This window comes from Paenibacillus sp. GYB006 (assembly GCF_036577645.1).
Taxonomy (GTDB): domain Bacteria; phylum Bacillota; class Bacilli; order Paenibacillales; family Paenibacillaceae; genus Paenibacillus.
This window is the reverse complement of record NZ_JARBDA010000003.1, coordinates 115,412-136,341: the sequence shown is the minus strand read 5'-3', so window position 1 is coordinate 136,341 and position 20,930 is coordinate 115,412. Positions and strand designations below refer to the sequence as shown.

Genomic DNA, 20,930 nt, shown 5'->3' with positions numbered 1-20,930 from the left:
TACATTTGAGGAGTGTTTATATAAATGGCTTTGAAAGCAGGGATTGTAGGGTTACCGAACGTAGGGAAATCAACCCTTTTTAATGCAATTACACAAGCGGGCGCAGAAAGCGCCAACTACCCATTCTGTACGATTGATCCGAACGTGGGGATCGTTGAAGTTCCGGATGAGCGTCTTGATAAATTGACAGAACTTGTAGTACCGAAAAAAACAGTACCAACGGCTTTTGAATTTGTGGATATCGCGGGACTCGTGCGCGGTGCAAGTAAAGGTGAAGGGCTAGGCAACAAGTTCCTTGCTCATATTCGTGAAGTGGATGCCATTGTACATGTGGTTCGCTGCTTTGAAGATGAGAACGTAACCCATGTGGATGGCAAAGTGGATCCAATCTCCGACATCCAGACAATTAACCTGGAACTCATTCTTGCAGACATTGAAAGTGTTGAGAAACGAATTGAACGTGCGCGTAAGAATATGAAGGGCGGCAATAAGCAGCACGCTCAAGAAGTGGAAGTTCTAGAAAAAGTAAAAGCGGTACTTTACGATGATAAACCAGCTCGCAGTATCGAGCTGACAGATGATGAGCATTTGATTCTTCGCGATCTACACTTGCTGACGATGAAGCCGGTTCTTTATGCAGCGAACGTTAGCGAAGATGAAGTTTCTTCTGCAGACAGTAACCCTTATGTACTGAAAGTAAAAGAATTTGCAGCCGATGAGAATGCAGAGGTTGTTCCAATCAGTGCGAAGGTAGAGTCTGAGATTGCTGAGCTTGAAGGCGAAGACAAAGCAATGTTCCTTGAAGAGCTCGGACTTGCAGAGTCTGGTCTAAACCGTCTGATTAAAGCAGCTTACCGTTTACTTGGTCTGTACACTTATTTCACAGCAGGTGTACAAGAAGTTCGTGCATGGACCATTCGTAAAGGCACAAAAGCACCGGGTGCTGCGGGAGTAATCCATACGGACTTTGAACGCGGATTTATTCGTGCAGAAGTTGTGTCATACGATGACCTTGTGGCTGCAGGTTCAATGAACGGTGCCAAAGAACGCGGTCAGCTTCGTCTTGAAGGTAAAGAGTATGTAGTACAAGACGGCGACGTAATGCACTTCCGTTTTAATGTATAGAAATAAGTATAGAAATAGCTTCTGACAGTGAAGCCTCAGACTCCTCCTCACGGGATGAGCCTGGGGCTTTCTTCATGAATTCGGCATGGAGTGATCTGTATGATTCTGGGCGCCAGTCGTATCTTCTCAAGGGCTTTGCCGTATGATATAATAAAGAGTCGCCAGAGTAAACTGCGACGAGTGTTTATTCTATACTAAAAGGATGGATGACATTGTAGCGATACAAATCATCAATAACAAGGCACAATTCATTTGAATATCAACAGTTGGAAGCTTTCATCATATATAGACAAACATTGAATATGGAGAGGTGATTTTACTTATGCTGGATCGTTTACAAGCATTGGTTGATCGATATGAGAAACTGAGCGAACTTTTGTGTGACCCGGATGTAGTCAGTGATAATAAGAAGCTGAGAGATTACTCTAAAGAGCAGTCCGATCTGCAGCCCGCTTATGAAGCTTACATGGAATACAAGACCGTAATGGAAGAACTGGAAGCAGCTAAGCAGATGCAAGCAGAGAAACTGGACGATGAGATGCGTGAAATGGTCAAAATGGAAATTGATGAACTGAGCACGCGCCAGAAAGAGCTGGAAGATAAGATTCATATTCTTCTGCTGCCAAAAGACCCGAATGATGATAAGAACGTAATTGTCGAGATTCGCGGCGCGGCTGGTGGAGATGAAGCGGCTCTATTTGCAGCTGATTTGTACCGGATGTATACACGTTATGCGGAATCTCAGGGCTGGAAAGTGGAACTGATGGACGTAAATGAGAATGACCTCGGCGGATTCAAAGAGGTGATCTTCATGATTAACGGACGCGGTGCCTACAGCAAAATGAAATATGAGAGTGGTGCCCACCGTGTTCAGCGGATTCCTGCAACAGAATCCGGCGGACGGATTCATACCTCTACTTCTACAGTAGCAGTAATGCCGGAAGCAGAAGACTTGGACATCGTCATTCATGATAAAGATATTCGTGTAGATACGTTCTGCTCCAGCGGCGCTGGCGGACAGTCCGTTAATACGACCAAATCAGCGGTTCGTGTAACTCACGTTCCAACGGGAATCGTAGCAACTTGTCAGGACGGAAAATCCCAGAACTCGAATAAGGAAAAGGCATTGCAAGTTCTTCGTACACGTATTTTTGATATGATGCGTCAAGAGGAAGAAGCAAAAATTTCCGGCGAACGGAAGAGTAAAGTGGGAACAGGAGACCGCAGTGAGCGGATTCGTACGTATAATTTCCCGCAAAGCCGTGTAACAGATCACCGCATCGGTTTAACCGTGCATAGACTCGATCAGGTGATGAACGGTGATATTGAAGATATTCTGTCTGCTCTCACGGTTGCACAACAAGCAGAGCTAATGGAAAAAGGGGAATAATGCTTGATGCGGCAAGAATTTAACTTACCGCAGGGAAGCAGCAATCGGGAAGCCTTTGTGAAGGCTTCCTCTTTTTTAGAGGATTGCGGTGTGCTGGAGCCGCAAAACAATGCACGGCTTCTGCTGATGCACGTGCTTGGCCTCGAAGGAGCTGCTTATTATATGGCACAGCCGGAACCATTTCCGGCGCAGCGGATCACAGCTTTCACGGATGCTGTGAATCGGAAAGGCCGCGGAGAACCCGTTCAATATATAATTGGACAGCAGGAATTTTACGGACTGCAGTTTGAAGTAAGTCCAGCTGTGCTCATTCCAAGACCCGAGACCGAGCTATTGGTCGAGGCGATTATGAAGCACGGCGATGTACTGTGGCCAAGCGGAACTCCGCGGGTCATTGATATTGGTACTGGCAGCGGCGCTATTGCGGTGACGCTGAAAACCGAGCGCCCGCGCTGGGACGTCGCAGCCAGTGACATCAGCCCAGATGCGCTGGAAGTTGCCGCGAAGAATGCAGCGACAAACGGCGCAGCTGTATCCTTTCGTGAGGGCGACTTGCTCACGCCCTTCGCGGGAGAAAGGTTCGACATTTTGGTGTCGAACCCGCCTTACATCCCGGCGGGAGATATCGCGGGACTACAGCGCGAAGTGCGCGAGCATGAGCCGCGCACAGCTCTTGACGGAGGGCCGGACGGGCTGGCTCCGTACCGGATCATGATGGCGCAGCTTGGCTTGCTTGCTGCGCCGCCAGCACTGGTTGGATTTGAGCTTGGTCAAGGGCAGGCGCAAGATGTGGCAGAGCTGTTAAGGCAGGCCGGTCACTGGGATCAAATTGAGATCGTGTCCGATCTAGCCGGCATCGAAAGACATGTCATTGGCATTCATACAAAGGTGACGAAATTGTAAGCTGCAGAACATTTTCTTTTTACGATTTCATCCTTTACAATAGAGGGTAGTGTCGTTTCGTGTCGGTATAGATCGTAGGAAATATAGGGGTTCTAAACCTCCCTTATTGTGTTACAAAGCTAATTATTATGTAAGGCTGGTTAGATTAATGCCCAGTCTCGCCTTTAGGGGGACGGTTCATGCTGCAAAAGTTTAAAAAGATGGATGTACCCATACTGATGATCATTTTTATGCTGATGATCATCAGTATTGTATGTCTGTATAGTGCAACTCACGGTAATCCAAAGCTCGAAGGGCATCACATGCGAATGCTTGTCTTTTATGTACTTGGATTTGGCGCTGTGTTCGCCATAACACTGGTAGACTACAAACTGCTAGTGAAATATGCACTTTATATTTATTTCTTTGGGCTGCTTACTCTTTTAGCTGCCAATTTCTTTGGAGGAAATATCAATAACGCTTCAGGCTGGATTTATCTTGGTCCGATCTCCATTCAGCCAGCCGAGTTATTTAAGCTGATCCTGGTTATTTTCCTGGCTTCAGTACTTATCAAAAGAGGTAAGGCGAAACTGGAGTTTTGGAGGGATGTCGTTCCGATTGGACTTATGACCTTTGTTCCATTTGCCTTTGTTATGCTTCAGAATGACCTTGGTAATGCGATGGCTTATGTCGTGATTTTGATCGGACTGCTCTGGATCGGGAATATTAAAGCATCCCACGCTTTAATCGGATTTGTCGTTATTGCCGTACTCGTGGGCGGCGGGATTAAGCTTTATACGGTATATCATGATAACATCTATGATTATTTGGATAAGCTCGGACGTACTCACTGGGTAGAACGACTTGATCCATGGCTTGTGCCCGAAAAGGCAACTGCCAAAGCTTCCTGGCATACAGATAATGCGAAACTTGCGATTGGTTCAGGCGGGATTACAGGCAAAGGATTTATGCAGGGAACTTCCGTGCAATCCGGTCGTGTTCCCTACACCTACTCTGACTCCATTTTTGTACTGATTGCAGAAGAGTTTGGATTTGTAGGTTCTTCGGTCGTGTTACTGTTATATTTCATATTAATCCATAGGATGATCCTGATTGCACTGGAATCAAAGGAGCGATCGGGGCCCTATATCATTGTCGGGGTTGTCGCGATGTATTTGTACCAGGTGTTTGAGAATATAGGTGCATTTATTGGAATTATGCCGCTGACCGGGATTACACTACCGTTTATCAGTTACGGAGGAACATCACTGCTCATTAATATGGCGAGTATCGGACTCATTATGAGCATCAAAGTACATGGACAAGAAGTCGATGATGATATTCTTGCTCCAGGGGCAAACGGTCAGAACAAGAAACGCATGTTTGGTCGTAAACAAGCTAAGGCGTAAATTTTAATCTTTAATTAGAAAATTCAATAATGAATACCAAGGATACGTCGATAAAATGAAGCATCATCACGGTTACCCTCTTTTTGAAGAAGGATCGTGAGGATGCTTTTTTTTGTACAGGCGAAGCTCATTCTATGAAACTATGAGTTCTTTTTAATAAAAATAAGTTTGCTAGGTTTAACTCTACCAACTCGCGGACATACTGATAGACATGAAGAGTTCGAGGGGGAGAAGAACATGCGGAAGAGTATAAAACAGTTTTTCATGATTGTGGTGTGTATGATGATTGTTATGATGAGCTGGGAAGGTCAGAAATCAGATGCAGCCATACATCAAGCTGTCATTCCGCATGATTCGATCCGGTTACGTATTCTGGCAAATTCAGATATGCCTCACGATCAGTTAGTCAAAAGAGAGATTCGGGATGCCGTTGTTGAGCAGATGAATGAGTGGGTGCCGGCTCTTGCTGATCCGCATAATCTAGAAGAAGCTAGAACCATGGTTCGCGGACATTTGCCAGAGCTGAATGAACTGGTAGGACAGGAACTCAAAAACCGTGGATTGACTTATGAATATAACGTAGAGCTTGCGACGGTACCTTTTCCAACAAAAATGTACGGCAAACTGATCTATCCTGCCGGAGATTATGAAGCAGTTCGAGTGACCCTGGGTAAAGGGGAAGGACAGAACTGGTGGTGCGTGTTATTTCCTCCTCTATGTTTCGTTGGCGGTAAAAATGGAGATGTAGCCGAGAAGAATGTGACGGCAAATACTGAACAAGCGGGGCAGGGTTTAGAAAATGAGGGCATCGCTGAGCCAGAAGTCCGATTTTTCCTATGGGATATGTTGGTTAAAGCTTGGGATTTTGTAGGGAATATAGTGGCATAATTAAAAAGGTAGTTCCTCTGAGATAAACATGGTTCGAGATAACCGTAGTTTGAGATATCCTGGTACTGATGGAGTTCGATTTCCTCTTAGGATATTAGTCTTTACTCTCAGCCCGAAGAATGCATGAATTGTGATATAATGTACGATAATTAATATATGAGACTGGATGATAACAACATGTGTAATGAGAAGAATTCGATAGAGAATATAGCGGACGTTAATACGGAGATTAGACCAGATATGGTGACTCACATCTGGGATGTAACAGGGGATATGAATAAAGAGGAGACAATGGAACACTTGAAGGAAGCGGCAGCCTTGCTTCAAGACGGTTCCATTGTTGCGTTTCCCACGGAAACGGTATATGGACTTGGTGCAGATGCCAGAAATACGGCAGCTGTAGAGTCTGTATTTGCTGCAAAAGGCAGACCTTCTGATAACCCGCTTATTGTCCATGTCGCAAGTAGAGCACAGCTGGACGGATTTACGGAACCGGTTAATGAATTGTCCAGCAGGTTAATGGATACATTTTGGCCTGGACCGCTTACTTTAATCCTTCCGCTAAAACAAAAGAGCTTGTCAGAGAAAGTCTCAGCAGGACTGGATACCGTTGGTGTGCGTATGCCGGATCATCCGGTTGCGCTTGAGCTGATTGCCGCTGCCGATTGCCCGATTGCAGCACCAAGCGCAAATCGTTCGGGACGTCCAAGTCCGACGACAGCTTCTCATGTGAGAGAAGATCTTATGGGCCGAATTGCCGGAATTGTAGATGGCGGACCTACAGGAGTAGGGGTGGAATCTACTGTGGTAGAGGCTCATGATGACGGGACCGTGACGATTCTTAGACCTGGCGGCATTACAGCCGAGCAGCTTGCCGAGGTAGCTGCCGAGGTACGTCTCGATCCAGGCCTCTCCATAGATTCAGTCAAGGCAGATGCTTCCTCTCCTGCACCTCGCTCGCCAGGGATGAAGTACACGCACTACGCTCCTAAGGGAGAGCTTCGTGTAGTGCAAGGCGCACCCGATGCGGTAGCCGCATATGTGAATGGTGCGCTCTTCGCAGCGGCTGCGCGCGGAGAACGAACTGCGGTGCTTGCTTTCAGCGAGCACCTGCATCTGTACCGCGCAGACGCTGTCTATTCTCTCGGCAGCCTGGAGCGGCTTGCCGAGGGAGCTCACCGTCTATACGCTGCACTGCGTAGCTGTGACGAGATCGGCGCCTCAGTACTTTACGCCGAGGCGTGTCCCCGGGATGGCCTCGGCGATGCGATCATGAACCGCTTACTGAAAGCAGCCGGCCATCAGATCATTCATGTAACTGAATAAACTTACTCGTCATGTTTCCATTCTTGTCCGCATATGGTGTACAAGAATGCTGTGTACATGGGGGTATGAACAATGCTGGAGGCTTCTGCGCAGTGGGGCCAGCTTATTACCATTCTGATAATGGCGGTAGCACTGGGTTTGGATGCATTTTCTCTAGGAATAGGGATTGGTATGAAGGGAATTCGATTATTGCATATACTTCGAATGAGTATTTTAATTGCAATATTTCATGTCCTCATGCCGCTCGTGGGATTTTATGCAGGTGAGTATTTTAGTTCCTTGCTTGGACAAGTTACCTCCTATGTAGCTGGGGGGCTGTTACTTCTGCTGGGAGCTCATATGATTTTTAATGCGTTTCGTTCGGGAGAGTCTAGTTTCATGGATCACCGCACGTTTACGGGTACACTGATGTTTGCTTTTAGTGTGAGTATTGACTCCTTTTCCGTTGGGGTGACTCTCGGTATGTTCCGCACTGACTTATGGCTCACGTTATTTGCTTTTGGGCTGTGTGGATTTTTAATGTCGGTTGTGGGATTACTTATTGGCAGAAGAGTAAATCGCAATATGGGTGAATATGGAGAGGCAGTAGGAGGCGCGATTTTGCTTGCCTTTGGTCTCTTGTTTATTTTCTAGTACAAGGCAGCTTGCTGTATAATTTTGCGTATTAGGTCAAAGCAATTTACAATAGAAATGATCTCCTGCGGATGGGGAAAAGATTGATATCGGCTTTACAGGCCCTGATGGAGGTGAAGGATATGAAACATATTTTATTTGTTTGTACAGGCAATACATGCCGAAGTCCGATGGCAGAAGGGTTACTTCGCAAAGCCGCAGCAGAACGTGGAGTTGATCTAAAGGTTCGGTCCGCTGGTGTTGCTGCAACAGAGGGGAGTATGATTTCTCGTCATGCAAAAGCGGTGCTTCAGGATCACGATATCCATGACTCGATTACATCTTCCTCACTTACATCGGAACACGTAGAGTGGGCAGATCTTATTTTGACATTAACCGGTTCTCATAAGCAGCATGTGCTTCACTTCTTCCCGAATGCAGCAGACCGAATCTACACGCTGAAGGAATATACGGAGGATAATGTACAAATCCTTGAGGATCTTAAAGAGAGAGACCGCTTGTATGCAGAGCTGGAAATGAAACTGTCACTTGGTCAAGAGATTGAAGCAGCCGAGCGTCAGCGAATGATAGAGATCCAGCAGCGTATCCCAAGTTTTGATATATCTGATCCGTTTGGCGGCAGTAAGGAAGATTACGATGTCACTGCGGCAGAAATTCGTTTAGCAATAGAGCGACTTCTGGATAAGCTGTGATATACAATATAAAAAAATTACAGTAAGCAATCATAAATGGTTGATTTCTGCCATCTGATGTTCTATGATGAGATGGAATGTAAAAATAGATTCCAGTGTAACTGGCGACAAGTGTGGATTAAACCACGATGGAGCACTGGAAATATCGGCCGGTCGCCTGGGCAAAAGAGCATTTCTGTGCGTATCTATACGTGCAGACTGCTCTTTTTTCGTCTTTCGTCATTTTTTTCGTTATAATAAATGAAAAAAGGGCGAGGCGAACACCATCATTGATGTTTGTTCACTTGAGTCATGCCCTTACCTTTTGATTATGCTCGTCATAGAAGGGAAGGATAGAAGGCAATGGAACAACAGAAGTCTGCTTCAGAATGGCATGAGCTTGTCCAGCATACGGCAGAGATTCTAAGAGAACTTGCTGAAGCTGGGGATTTAGGCCCTGGAAAAGTCGTTGTTGTCGGAACGAGCACAAGCGAAGTAGCCGGCAAACATATTGGTACAGGCGGTGCTTTAGAAATTGCCCAGTCCTTACTTAATGGGATCAACGAGGTAAAGGAATCCTTTGGTTTTGAAGTTGTGTTTCAATGTTGTGAGCACCTCAACCGCGCACTCGTAATGGAAAGGCATTTACTAGAACGCTTAGGTCTGACCGAGGTTTCTGCGGTACCCATTCCAACCGCCGGCGGCTCTATGGCAGCAGCAGCTTATCGTTCTTTGACAGAGCCTTGTCTCGCGGAGACGATCGAAGCTCATGCAGGGATGGATATTGGAGAGACGCTCATAGGGATGCATCTTCGCAGAGTAGCCGTACCCTATCGTACAAAAAGACGGTATATTGGCGAGGCTCGTGTGACAACAGCGATAACAAGACCGAAACTTATCGGGGGTCAGCGCGCAGTGTATCAGATGGAGACATCAAGTAATACCTCAACATGTGATTAACTTTTTTTCATATTATTTTATTTCTTAGGAGGAATTATCATTATGGAACAATTGCGTAAAAGTGACCCTGCTGTACTGGAAGCTATGAATTTGGAACTGAAACGTCAGCAAAATAACATCGAATTAATTGCATCCGAGAACATCGTATCTGAAGCGGTTATCGAAGCTATGGGCTCTGTTCTTACTAACAAGTATGCAGAAGGATACCCAGGTAAACGCTATTATGGTGGTTGTGAACATGTGGATATCGTAGAAGATATTGCTCGCGATCGTGCAAAAGAATTGTTCGGAGCAGAACATGTCAATGTTCAGCCTCACTCTGGTGCACAAGCCAACATGGCAGTTTATCTTGCAGCACTGAAACCAGGCGATACCGTTCTTGGTATGAACCTGGCACATGGCGGTCATTTAACGCACGGCAGCCCGGTGAATGCTTCCGGTCTTTTGTATAACTTTGTTTCTTACGGTGTACAAGAAGACACGTTCCGTATTGATTATGATGATCTCCGCAAAGCGGCATTTAAACATCGCCCTAAAATGATTGTTGCAGGTGCGAGTGCTTACCCGCGTACGATTGATTTTGAAGCAATTGCTAAAATTGCACACGATGTGGGTGCGTTGTTCATGGTCGATATGGCTCACATCGCTGGTCTAGTAGCAGCTGGCCTTCACCCAAGTCCAGTTCCACATGCGCACTTTGTTACTACAACAACACACAAAACGCTTCGCGGACCACGCGGCGGTATGATTATGACAACGAAAGCATGGGCAGCAGCCATTGATAAAGCCGTATTCCCAGGTTCACAAGGCGGTCCTTTGATGCATGTGATCGCGGCAAAAGCAGTAGCTTTGGGTGAGGCATTACAGCCATCATTTAAAACTTATGCCGAGAACGTGGTGAAGAATGCTCAAGTATTGGCAGAAACTCTGATCGCTGAAGGTCTCAATATCGTTTCTGGCGGAACAGACAACCACTTGATGCTTATCGATACACGCAGTGTAAACATTACGGGAAAAGAGGCAGAACATGTCCTTGATTCCATCGGTATTACAGTAAACAAAAATGCAATTCCATTTGATCCAACCAGTCCTTTCGTAACCAGCGGTATCCGTATTGGTACACCAGCGGCTACTTCCCGCGGTATGGATGAAGCAGCTATGGTCGAGATTGGCAAGATCATCGCGAAGACGCTGAAAAACACGAAAGATGCGGCTGTTCTTGAAGAAGCAAAACGTCAAGTTACAGCGCTTACCGATAAATTCCCGCTTTACCCTGATTTGAAGTACTAAAAATGAGTAATTTTACCCATACTAATAAATAGCTTTCGTAAGCTGTTTATTCAAGTAGACCGAAGCTGCTTTTTGTAGTTTCGGTTTTTTTTGATCGATGTCCCGAAGCTGTCACGGTTTATAGTGTAATTTGAGGATAGGGAATGATATAATATACAGGATTTATCGACAGGTTTTGTTTCTGTGAGCAGGAACTGCCCGGAGTTGATAATGGAAGATGAAACTACCGGAGGGACAAACAATGGGAAAATTGGTGGTATGTGATCACCCGTTGATTCAACACAAATTGACAATTATTCGTGACATGCGCACGAACACAAAGGATTTTCGCGAACTTGTAGATGAAGTAGCAACTTTAATGGCTTACGAAATTACACGTGATATTCCACTCGAAACAATAACAGTACAAACTCCTGTTGCAGAGACAGAAGGAAAAGTAATTTCGGGCCGTATGCTTGGACTTATTCCGATTCTTCGTGCAGGGCTGGGTATGCTTGATGGGGTAGTGAAACTCATTCCGGCGGCAAAAGTAGGACACGTAGGACTATTCCGTGACCCTGAAACATTGCAGCCTGTTGAATACTATACGAAGCTTCCAACAGACGTAACAGAGCGCGAACTCATCGTGATTGATCCGATGCTGGCAACTGGCGGATCTGCTATTGAAGCGATCAACGTACTTAAGAAACGCGGCTGTACTCAGATTAAGATGATGAACCTGATTGCTGCGCCAGAAGGCGTGAAAGCAGTTCAAGAGGCACATCCTGACGTAGACATTTATGTTGCGGCAATGGACGAGCGCCTGGATGAGCATGGTTACATCATTCCGGGTCTTGGAGATGCGGGAGACAGACTGTACGGCACCAAATAAACAAAATTGGTATAAAAAGGGGCTCTTGAGCAATGTCTAAAATTAAAGTAATGACGGTATTCGGAGTGCGCCCTGAAGCAATCAAGATGGCTCCACTCATTTTGGAGCTGGAACGTCACTCCGAAGATATCGAATCCATTGTATGTGTAACGGCCCAGCATCGTCAGATGCTGGACCAAGTACTTGAAGTTTTTAACATTACACCGGATTACGATCTGGATGTCATGAAAGAGCGCCAGACGCTGAATGAAGTTACTGTTCGTGTACTGGAAGGTCTTGAACCCGTCCTGCGGGAAGCGAAGCCTGACATCGTTCTGGTTCATGGAGATACCCTGACTACGTTCCTAGCAAGTTATGCTGCCTTTTTACAGCAAATTAAGGTAGGTCATGTAGAAGCTGGGCTTCGTACCTGGAATAAACTTTCTCCATATCCAGAAGAAATGAACAGACAACTAACAGGGGTTTTGGCAGATTTACACTTTGCTCCAACAGATATGTCCGGAAGCAATTTACTGCGTGAAAATAAATCGGAATCAAGTGTATTTGTCACAGGCAACACCGTTACAGATGTGTTTCAATATACAGTACGCGAAGATTACAACCACCCTGTGCTGGAATTTGCTAAGGGAAAAAGATTGATTTTGATGACGGCGCATCGCAGAGAATCACAAGGTGAACCGCATCGAAACATATTCAAGGCGGTAAAACGCATTGCAGATGAATTCGAGGATATTGCAATTGTATATCCTGTACATCCAAGCCCAGCTGTTAAAGAACCAGCTTATGAGCTGCTTGGAAACCATCCGCGCATTAAGCTGATTGATCCGCTGGACGTAGTGGATTTCCATAACATTTATCCACACACACATCTAATCCTAACGGATTCCGGTGGAATGCAGGAAGAGGCTCCTTCATTCGGAGTGCCTGTTCTTGTTCTTCGTGATACAACGGAAAGACCAGAGGGGATTGAGGCTGGAACACTGGAACTGGTTGGTACAGACGAGGAAAATGTATATGCAAGAACAAAAGCATTATTAACAGATTCAGAACTGTACGCTTCAATGAGCGAAGCAGCAAATCCTTACGGCGATGGACATGCTTCCGAGCGTATTGTCAGTGCGATTTTGCACTATTTCGGTAAAAAAGAAGAACGTCCTGAGACTTTTCACAGAAAGTTCAAAAAATAATTCACCCTTTCAATGTCTAGTATAGACAGTAGAGCGTACAGTTAAACTGTACGGTTTATAAGGGTTTGAAAGATTTTCTGATTTTCTTTCAGGATTTTTCAGTGTTTCTTACAGCCAGAACAGGTTGTTCTACCGATTGACAAACGCTTTAACCATTCAGTAAGATAATTGGGATTGGACAAACTTGACACATTTTTCATCTTTTTCTCTCGATTTCAGAGGAAAAAGAATTATTAACTCATTTTCCATATACAGTGCTTTCTAGGGATGGGTTGTGTCTAATTATGAATCAGGATAAACCGTGGTTGATTGCTTTGAGTATCGGTGGTTCAGGCATCCTGCTGGCTGCTTACATAACGATCGGATACTTTATAGGAAAGTGGCTCATGAATGCTGTGAATGGACCGAGTTTCTGGATTGCTATTGGCTGTCTATTAGGTCTTGTTTTAGGTGTTCTAAATATAGCCCTTTTTATTAAGAAGTTTTTGGGGGAACAAAATGAATGATTTGTCTTCCATTGTAAATGCTGTTACAAGAGCGACGTTTCTTCTTTTATCGGGATCACTTCTCGTATGGGTGATATTCCCTGAACAACGTCCTTTGTTTTTAGGCCTCATCATTGGTCTTGCAGCAGGGTTGTTTAACTTTAGATATCTGTATATCAAAATTCACCAGGTTTCAGAGAGTGTAGTAACTCCTGGAAGCAAATATGTGAGTTTTGGTTTCTTGTCACGGATGTGTATCTCTCTTCTGGCTATCATGCTGGCTGTGAGATTTGACCAGATATCAGTGGGTTTTACAGTGATGGGTCTTTTCACGGTGCAGATTTTGGCAATTCCAATTAGCATTATGGTAAACGCTAGATCAAGAAAATAACATTACTATGGGGAAAGGGGTGAATAAATCAATATGCATGACTCACCGATTATCGAACTCGGAGGATTGAACATTGACCTTTCCGCTGTTTTAATGCTCACAGTGACGGTGCTATTCGTGTTCATACTTGTTCGTTTGTGTGTTCGGAATCTATCTGTAGAGAATCCTTCTAAAGTACAAAATTTCATGGAATGGGTCGTTGAATTCGTTCAGAACATTGTGGCAAGTGCCATGCCTTTAAGTAAAGGTAAGCCTTACATAACTTTGGGGTTAACACTGATTCTGTTTATTTTCGTATCCAACATGCTTGGTTTGCCGTTCTCTATTATCTCGGAACATGATGAGCCAGCAAGTATATTCGGACACGTAATTGAAGCGACCAGAAGTCTTGGTAATGGAGAACATTCAGAAATTCTATGGTGGAAATCTCCTACCGCAGATATTTCGATTACCGCAGGGCTTGCGATTATTATCTTCATTCTGATGAATTATCTTGGATTGAGATACAACCGTAAGCATTACCTGAAACACTACATCGAACCGTTTCCTGTGTTTCTGCCGCTGAACATTATTGAGAACTTGGCGAAGCCGATCGCCCTTGCGATTCGTTTGTTTGCCAATATCTTTGCGGGAGAGATTCTGATCTCTACCATTCTCAAAATGGGATGGCTTGGTATTCCAGCCATGATGGCATGGCAAGGATTCAGTATTTTTGTAGGTGCATTGCAGGCCTTCATCTTCACGATCTTGTCGATGGTGTACATCGCTCAGACGACAATTCACGAAGAACACTAGATATCTTTTCCACAATAATAGTAACTCCAAAACTGTTTGTAAGTAAGGAGATTATTATATTAAGTTAGGTTAACAAAAAATGTATATATATTTCGAGGAGGAAATTTAAAAATGGAAATGTTAGCAGCAGCTATCGCAGTAGGTTTGGGTGCACTTGGTGCAGGTCTTGGTAACGGTATGATCGTAAGTAGAACAGTTGAGTCTATCGCTCGTCAACCAGAAGCTCGTGGACCATTGCAAACAACTATGTTTATCGGTGTTGGTATCGTAGAGGTAGTACCTTTGGCAGCTACAGTTATCGCGTTCTTGATTATGTTTTCATAATATCAGAAGTAACGGTTTGGCGGGGAGGGCGATGCCATCCGCGCCTTCGTTTTTGTTACGATACAGGAATGAACGGAAAGGAGTGACGTGAGTGCACATTTTATGGGAAAACATTGCTATTACCATTGTTGCGTTCTTGATCCTTTATTGGCTTTTGTCCAAGTATGCATTTAACAAATTGTTCGCTATTATGGAGCAGCGTCGTGAGTTAGTTGCTTCCCAGCTTAATGAAGCAAAACAAACTCGTGAGCAGGCTACCCAATATGTAGAAGAGCAAAAAGCGGCTTTGCAAGAAGCGCGTAATGAAGCTCAAAGTATTATTGAACAATCTCGCAAAACAAGTGTAAACCAAACAGAACAAATGCTGAATGAAGCAAAACAAGAAGCAGAGCGTCTGAAACTGGAAGCTGTTCGTGCGATTGAGAGTGAGAAGAATAAAGCGGTTGAATCCCTCCGCAGTGAACTTGGAGCAGTATCTGTACAGATCGCATCCAAGATTTTGGATAAAGAAGTTAAGCAAGACAACGTTCAGGAAGAGCTTGTTGAAAAGTATCTGAATGAAGTAGGAGGCAGACCATGAGTAGGGATTCGGTAATCGCCAAGAGATATGCAAAAGCGTTGTTTGAAGTGGCGATCAAAAATCAATCCGTACTGGAAGTCGAAGCCGAGCTTCACGCGGTTGCAACCTCTATTACAGGAGATCGCGACATCGTTAAATTTATCTCTTCTCCAAACGTCAGTGTTGCTTCGAAACTGAGTGTTGTAGACAACAGTCTGCAAGGCAAAGTATCGGAGCCGATCTTAAATACAATTAAACTGCTTATCGAACGTAACCGAATCCATGCACTGGAATCCGTCGTGGAAAGTTACATGAAATTCGAATCCGATTCACTTGGAATGGTTAATGCGCGTGTGTATTCGACATATGAGCTTAGCCAGGAAGAGAAAGATACAGTTGCTAAAGATTTTAGTGCTCGTATTGGTAAACAAATTCGCATTGAAAATGTGATTGATAAAAGCTTGATTGGCGGACTTAAAGTTGCCATCGGCGATACAATTTATGACGGAAGTCTGGCAGGCCAGCTGAAACGTCTAGAACAGTCTTTTACAAGACGAGTAAAGTAGTGAGGGGTGAGGACGCTTGAGTATCAGACCTGAGGAAATTAGTACTATCATTAAAAATCAGATCGAACAATACAAAACGGACATCGAAGTCAGCGAAGTTGGTTCTGTAATCGAAGTCGGTGACGGGATTGCCCGTGTTTATGGACTCGAGAACGTAATGTCCGGTGAGCTCGTAGAGTTTTCTACAGGCGTATTAGGCCTAGCGCTTAACGTTGAAGAAAGCAACGTAGGTATCGTTATCATGGGACCTTACACAGACATTCGTGAAGGAGACCAAGTAAAACGTACAGGACAAATCATGCAAGTTCCGGTAGGGGAAGCTTTGATCGGCCGTGTCGTTAATGCAATGGGACAACCCGTTGATGGCAAGGGTCCGCTTGCAACAGATGAATTCCGCCCGGTAGAAAACCAGGCACCTGGCGTTATGGCCCGTAAATCGGTTCATGAGCCAATGCAAACAGGAATTAAAGCGATTGACGCAATGGTACCGATCGGCCGCGGACAACGTGAGCTTATCATCGGTGACCGTCAAACAGGTAAAACAGCGATTGCGATTGATGCGATCCTTAACCAAAAAGGCAGCGGAATGAAATGTATCTACGTTGCTATTGGACAGAAACAATCCACCGTTGCACAAGTAGTTGAAACACTTCGTCGTAATGGTGCAATGGAGTATACAACGGTTGTAACTGCATCTGCTTCTGAGCCTTCACCACTTCTCTACATAGCTCCTTATGCTGGTTGTGCAATGGGTGAGTACTTTATGTACAAAGGTGAGCATGTGCTCGTAGTGTATGATGACTTGACTAAACAAGCATCTGCATACCGTGAACTTTCCTTGCTGCTTCGTCGTCCTCCGGGTCGGGAAGCTTACCCAGGTGACGTTTTCTATCTGCATTCCCGTTTGCTCGAACGTGCAGCTAAACTGAATGACGAACTTGGTGGTGGTTCATTAACCGCTCTGCCATTTATTGAAACGCAGGCATCTGACGTTTCTGCATACATCCCAACGAACGTAATCTCAATTACCGATGGTCAGATCTTCCTGGAAGCAGACTTGTTTAACTCAGGTCAACGTCCAGCGATCAACGTAGGTATCTCGGTATCCCGTGTTGGTGGTTCCGCTCAGATTAAAGCAATGAAAAAGGTAGCAGGTTCCCTGCGTCTGGATCTAGCTCAATATCGTGAGCTTCAAGCGTTCTCCCAATTCGGATCCGATCTTGATAAATCAACACAAGCTCGTCTGAACCGTGGTGCGCGGATGATGGAAATTCTGAAGCAAGATGTGCATAAGCCACTTCCTGTTGAACAACAGGTTGTCAGCTTGTATACAGCGACTAAAGGATATCTGGATGAAATCCCAGTAGGTGATGTAACTCGTTTTGAGAGAGAATATCTCTCATTCATGGAAAGTAATCACCCTGAGATTCTTGAATCCATCCGTACAACGAAAGAGCTTACTGCAGATAATGAAGCCGCTCTGAAAAACTCTATCGAGAAATTCAGAAACAGCTTCTCTAAATCATCGAACTAAGCCGCATCGTATTCCATATCAAAGAACCAAAGAAGGGCTGCGCGAACACAACGTACGCCGCAGTCCCTCTTTCTTATATGAAGTAAATGCTTACGAAGATCGTTTTGATTTCGTCAAAACTTAAGTAACGCTCTCGAAGATCGTTTTGACTTCGTCAAAACTTTAAGTAACGCTCTCGAAGATCGTTTTGACTTCGTCAAAACTTTAAGTAATGCTCTCGAAGTTAGTTTTGACTTCGTCAAAACTTTAAGGTGGTGAAAACATGGCAAAAGGTATGCGCGAAATCAAGCGTCAAATCAAAAGTGTTCAGAGCACGAAGCAAATTACCAAGGCAATGGAGATGGTTGCTGCCTCCAAGCTTAGAAAAGCGCAGGAGAAAGCAGAAGCTGCAAAACCATATTCCGAGAAGTTGAAGGAAGTGGTAACTAGCATTGCATCCTCTTCTTCAGAGGTTACCCATCCCATGCTGGTGACTCGTCCTGTCAAAAAGACGGCTTACCTCGTAATTACTTCAGATCGTGGTCTTGCAGGTGGATACAATGCCAACGTTCTTCGTCAGGTAACCCTGACTCTTAAGGAACGCCACACCTCTAAAGACGAATATGTTCTGTTTGTAATTGGACGGAAAGGTCGCGATTTCTTCAGACGCCGTGAGCAACCGATTGGTATGGATGTTACAGATTTGTCGGACTCCCCAACATTTGCTGATATTAAATCCATTGCGAACGAAACCGTTTCTGGATTTGAAGCAGGAAAATATGATGAGATCTATATCTGTTACAGCCAATTTGTAAATGCAATTACCCAGATTCCTACGGTTGAAAAACTTCTTCCGATGGAGAGACCGGAGAATAAGAAGACGGAAGCTTCTGCTCAATATGAGTACGAACCTTCAGCAGAGGCAGTACTGGAAGCTCTTTTGCCTCGCTATGCCGAGACTTTGATCTATGGTGCACTTCTGAATGGTAAAGCAAGTGAACTTGGAGCGAAAATGACAGCAATGGGCAGTGCAACGAAAAATGCATCCAAGCTCATTGGAGAATTATCGCTTACTTATAACAGAGCACGTCAAGCTGCGATTACGCAGGAAATTACAGAAATTGTGGCTGGAGCAAGCGCGCAGTCTTAATTTAATTAAGTACGGATAAACAATGAAGCTGGTCAGAATAATGCTCGCTCACATTTATATGAATGGTGACAGGAGATTATTACTGCTATAGCTTGTAGGAGGGAACTGAAGATGAACAAAGGACGCGTTGTCAGCATTACGGGTGCGGTTGTTGACGTTGAGTTCGACCGTGACGGACTTCCCGATATTAATAATGCAGTTACAATCAACACAAAGACAAGCGATGGTAAAGAAATTAACCTTACGCTTGAAACAGCGAAACATCTAGGCGATAACCGTGTACGCTGTATTGCAATGTCTTCTACAGATGGTCTCGTTCGTGGTGCAGAAGCAATCAATACAGGTGCACCTATTTCTGTACCCGTAGGGGAAGCAACTTTGGGCCGGGTATTTAACGTACTTGGTAATCCAATCGATAATGGCGGTGCAATTGAAACGGCTGTTCGTAATCCGATTCACCGTTTAGCACCTACTTTCGATGAGTTGTCTACACAAGCAGAAATGCTGGAGACAGGAATTAAAGTTATTGATTTGCTTGCTCCATACGCAAAAGGCGGTAAAATTGGTCTTTTCGGTGGTGCGGGTGTAGGTAAAACGGTAACTATTCAGGAACTTATCAACAACATTGCTCAAGAACATGGCGGTATCTCTGTATTTGCCGGTGTTGGTGAGCGTACTCGTGAAGGTAATGACTTGTACCATGAGATGACGGACTCTGGTGTTATCAACAAAACAGCAATGGTATTCGGTCAAATGAATGAGCCTCCAGGTGCACGTCTTCGCGTTGCCTTGACGGGTCTTACTATGGCTGAGTATTTCCGTGATCAAGAAGGTAAAGACGTTCTTCTCTTCATTGATAACATCTTCCGCTTTACTCAAGCAGGTTCTGAGGTTTCTGCCCTTATGGGACGTATGCCATCAGCGGTAGGTTACCAACCTACACTTGCAACGGAGATGGGTCAACTTCAAGAACGTATTACTTCGACGAAATCAGGTTCAGTAACTTCGATTCAGGCAATCTATGTTCCTGCGGATGACTACACTGACCCTGCGCCGGCAACTACATTTGCTCACTTGGATGCAACAACGAACCTCGAGCGTAAAATCTCTGAGATGGGTATCTACCCTGCGGTAGATCCACTTGCATCCAGTTCCCGTATCCTTACTCCAGATGTAGTAGGGGAAGAGCATTATAACGTAGCTCAAGGGGTTAAACGTATTCTTGCTCGTTACAACGAACTTCAAGATATCATTGCGATCTTGGGTATGGATGAGCTGAGCGAAGAAGATAAAATGCTCGTAGCTCGTGCTCGTAAAATCCAACGTTTCTTATCCCAACCGTTCCACGTAGCAGAAGCATTTAACGGATTCCCGGGTAAATATGTTCCTGTTAAAGATACAGTTCGCAGTTTCAGAGAAATCTTAGATGGTAAGTATGACCATCTTCCAGAAGCAGCATTCCTGTACGTAGGAACAATTGAAGAAGCGGTAGAAAAAGCAAAATCAATGGAATAGTCAATTAATCCTAAGGATTAATGACCCAAAGATGAGTTAACTATCCTTCGGATAGAGTTCAGGAGGGATGACAATGAGTACCTTTTTATTGGAAATTGTAACTCCGGAGCGACTCATCTTCTCTGAACAGGTAAATAGCCTGGTTGTACGCGGAGTGGAAGGTGATCTGGGAATCCTTCCTGGTCACGTTCCCTTCGTAACTCCCTTGCAAATTGCACCTGTGTCCATTAAAACGGATGGAAAGGAACTGAAAATCGCTGTTGCAGGCGGTTTTGTAGAGGTTCGCAAAGAGAAGGTAGTCATTTTGGCTGAAAGTGCTGAACTCGCTTCTGAGATTGATGTAATTCGTGCGAAAGCTGCTCTTGAGCGTGCTGAAACGCGTCTAACATCTAGCGGAAGCAGAGATCAATACGATCACCGTCGTGCTGAAATTGCATTACAAAAAGCAATGAACCGACTTAAAGTATCCGGCAACCTATAGAACATAGAACCTGACCATTCGTCAGGTTCTTTTTGTTTTTGAGATTATTTCCGAGGAAATGACAGAAAGAATGCGGATTAGACATGTTTTTGTCAAAAGTATAACAATTCAGAGTTAAATTAAGGTTTCTGGGTTCCAATGTTGTAAGATTGGTTGACAATAAACAATGATCCGAATATGATTTCACAGTATGTGAAATTAATCATTAACAAGAAAGACGGAGGCTGGACATGGATCAACTGTTGAATGATCAAGTTAATCAGGCCATTAGTACAAATAGTCTTGTAGCTATGATTATCTCACTTTCCTGTATTGCGATCGCTTGGTGGTCTTTACAGCACTTGAAGCTCGACTTGATTGTAAAACACCCAAAGAGTGCTCAAGCTAGAATGCTGCAGCTGCTTTTAGCTATTGTGCTGGGACATTTTGTGTCTGATTTCGTGCTTGAGTATCTCTCTTGGACACAAATGCTTAAATATCTGTTTTAAAGCTTTCCAGGCTGGTTATATCACTCTTAGG

General features: G+C 44.5%; 23 protein-coding genes and 1 riboswitch. All 23 genes read left to right on the top strand.

Annotated elements, in window-relative coordinates:
* Nucleotides 1-24: 24 nt before the first annotated feature.
* The 23 genes from ychF to PV403_RS09290 all read left to right on the top strand — a co-directional run bounded on the left by ychF (nt 25) and on the right by PV403_RS09290 (nt 20,899).
* Nucleotides 25-1,125 (top strand): redox-regulated ATPase YchF, encoded by a 1,101-nt coding sequence (gene ychF / locus PV403_RS09400; protein WP_332084389.1) that lies wholly within the window; start codon nt 25-27, stop codon nt 1,123-1,125.
* 322 nt (nt 1,126-1,447) lie between these two features.
* Entirely contained in the window at nt 1,448-2,515 is a 1,068-nt protein-coding gene (gene prfA / locus PV403_RS09395; protein ID WP_213530441.1) for a peptide chain release factor 1, read from the top strand.
* 6 nt (nt 2,516-2,521) lie between these two features.
* Nucleotides 2,522-3,418, top strand: coding sequence for a peptide chain release factor N(5)-glutamine methyltransferase (gene prmC / locus PV403_RS09390; RefSeq protein ID WP_332084602.1), 897 nt, complete (start codon nt 2,522-2,524; stop codon nt 3,416-3,418).
* A 179-nt stretch (nt 3,419-3,597) separates the two neighbouring features.
* A complete protein-coding gene (locus PV403_RS09385) occupies nt 3,598-4,806 on the top strand; it encodes an FtsW/RodA/SpoVE family cell cycle protein (RefSeq protein ID WP_332084388.1) in 1,209 nt (402 codons plus the stop codon).
* 237 nt (nt 4,807-5,043) lie between these two features.
* Nucleotides 5,044-5,694 (top strand): stage II sporulation protein R, encoded by a 651-nt coding sequence (gene spoIIR, locus PV403_RS09380; RefSeq protein ID WP_332084387.1) that lies wholly within the window; start codon nt 5,044-5,046, stop codon nt 5,692-5,694.
* A gap of 177 nt (nt 5,695-5,871) precedes the next feature.
* On the top strand, nt 5,872-7,020 hold the full coding sequence (locus PV403_RS09375; RefSeq protein ID WP_442951752.1) for an L-threonylcarbamoyladenylate synthase: 1,149 nt from the start codon (nt 5,872-5,874) through the stop codon (nt 7,018-7,020).
* Between the two features lie 72 nt (nt 7,021-7,092).
* The gene (locus PV403_RS09370; protein ID WP_332084385.1) at nt 7,093-7,653 is read left to right on the top strand and encodes a manganese efflux pump MntP; all 561 of its coding nucleotides are present in this window, start codon (nt 7,093-7,095) and stop codon (nt 7,651-7,653) included.
* Between the two features lie 122 nt (nt 7,654-7,775).
* Nucleotides 7,776-8,345: a low molecular weight protein arginine phosphatase gene (locus PV403_RS09365; protein WP_332084384.1), complete on the top strand. Its 570-nt coding sequence runs from the start codon at nt 7,776-7,778 to the stop codon at nt 8,343-8,345.
* 87 nt (nt 8,346-8,432) lie between these two features.
* Nucleotides 8,433-8,515, top strand: a riboswitch (ZMP/ZTP riboswitch).
* Between the two features lie 172 nt (nt 8,516-8,687).
* Nucleotides 8,688-9,284: a TIGR01440 family protein gene (locus PV403_RS09360; protein WP_213530431.1), complete on the top strand. Its 597-nt coding sequence runs from the start codon at nt 8,688-8,690 to the stop codon at nt 9,282-9,284.
* A gap of 39 nt (nt 9,285-9,323) precedes the next feature.
* Nucleotides 9,324-10,574, top strand: coding sequence for a serine hydroxymethyltransferase (gene glyA / locus PV403_RS09355; RefSeq protein WP_332084600.1), 1,251 nt, complete (start codon nt 9,324-9,326; stop codon nt 10,572-10,574).
* 241 nt (nt 10,575-10,815) lie between these two features.
* Nucleotides 10,816-11,445 carry a uracil phosphoribosyltransferase gene (upp, locus tag PV403_RS09350; protein ID WP_160032709.1) on the top strand — a complete coding sequence of 210 codons (630 nt, stop codon included), beginning with the start codon at nt 10,816-10,818 and terminating at the stop codon, nt 11,443-11,445.
* A gap of 32 nt (nt 11,446-11,477) precedes the next feature.
* Nucleotides 11,478-12,632: a non-hydrolyzing UDP-N-acetylglucosamine 2-epimerase gene (wecB, locus tag PV403_RS09345; RefSeq protein ID WP_213530427.1), complete on the top strand. Its 1,155-nt coding sequence runs from the start codon at nt 11,478-11,480 to the stop codon at nt 12,630-12,632.
* A 284-nt stretch (nt 12,633-12,916) separates the two neighbouring features.
* Nucleotides 12,917-13,138, top strand: a complete 222-nt coding sequence (locus PV403_RS09340) for an AtpZ/AtpI family protein (RefSeq protein ID WP_213530425.1) — start codon at nt 12,917-12,919, stop codon at nt 13,136-13,138.
* Nucleotides 13,131-13,508, top strand: coding sequence for an ATP synthase subunit I (locus PV403_RS09335; RefSeq protein ID WP_213530422.1), 378 nt, complete (start codon nt 13,131-13,133; stop codon nt 13,506-13,508). Before PV403_RS09340 ends, PV403_RS09335 begins: the two co-directional genes overlap by 8 nt.
* Before the next feature lie 33 nt (nt 13,509-13,541).
* Nucleotides 13,542-14,303 (top strand): F0F1 ATP synthase subunit A, encoded by a 762-nt coding sequence (atpB, locus tag PV403_RS09330; RefSeq protein ID WP_213530420.1) that lies wholly within the window; start codon nt 13,542-13,544, stop codon nt 14,301-14,303.
* 111 nt (nt 14,304-14,414) lie between these two features.
* A complete protein-coding gene (gene atpE / locus PV403_RS09325; RefSeq protein WP_091160819.1) occupies nt 14,415-14,627 on the top strand; it encodes a F0F1 ATP synthase subunit C in 213 nt (70 codons plus the stop codon).
* A gap of 91 nt (nt 14,628-14,718) precedes the next feature.
* The gene (gene atpF / locus PV403_RS09320; protein ID WP_160032714.1) at nt 14,719-15,207 is read left to right on the top strand and encodes a F0F1 ATP synthase subunit B; all 489 of its coding nucleotides are present in this window, start codon (nt 14,719-14,721) and stop codon (nt 15,205-15,207) included.
* Nucleotides 15,204-15,752, top strand: coding sequence for a F0F1 ATP synthase subunit delta (locus PV403_RS09315; protein ID WP_332084383.1), 549 nt, complete (start codon nt 15,204-15,206; stop codon nt 15,750-15,752). The genes atpF and PV403_RS09315 overlap by 4 nt, the downstream gene beginning before the upstream one ends.
* Nucleotides 15,753-15,768: 16 nt before the next feature.
* Nucleotides 15,769-17,286, top strand: a complete 1,518-nt coding sequence (gene atpA, locus PV403_RS09310; RefSeq protein ID WP_160032716.1) for a F0F1 ATP synthase subunit alpha — start codon at nt 15,769-15,771, stop codon at nt 17,284-17,286.
* Between the two features lie 262 nt (nt 17,287-17,548).
* Nucleotides 17,549-18,415, top strand: coding sequence for an ATP synthase F1 subunit gamma (gene atpG, locus PV403_RS09305; protein WP_191800555.1), 867 nt, complete (start codon nt 17,549-17,551; stop codon nt 18,413-18,415).
* A 111-nt stretch (nt 18,416-18,526) separates the two neighbouring features.
* Nucleotides 18,527-19,930 (top strand): F0F1 ATP synthase subunit beta, encoded by a 1,404-nt coding sequence (gene atpD, locus PV403_RS09300; protein WP_213530417.1) that lies wholly within the window; start codon nt 18,527-18,529, stop codon nt 19,928-19,930.
* Between the two features lie 73 nt (nt 19,931-20,003).
* Nucleotides 20,004-20,411 (top strand): F0F1 ATP synthase subunit epsilon, encoded by a 408-nt coding sequence (locus PV403_RS09295; protein ID WP_213530416.1) that lies wholly within the window; start codon nt 20,004-20,006, stop codon nt 20,409-20,411.
* 230 nt (nt 20,412-20,641) lie between these two features.
* Nucleotides 20,642-20,899 carry a DUF1146 family protein gene (locus PV403_RS09290; protein WP_213530415.1) on the top strand — a complete coding sequence of 86 codons (258 nt, stop codon included), beginning with the start codon at nt 20,642-20,644 and terminating at the stop codon, nt 20,897-20,899.
* Nucleotides 20,900-20,930: the final 31 nt, after the last annotated feature.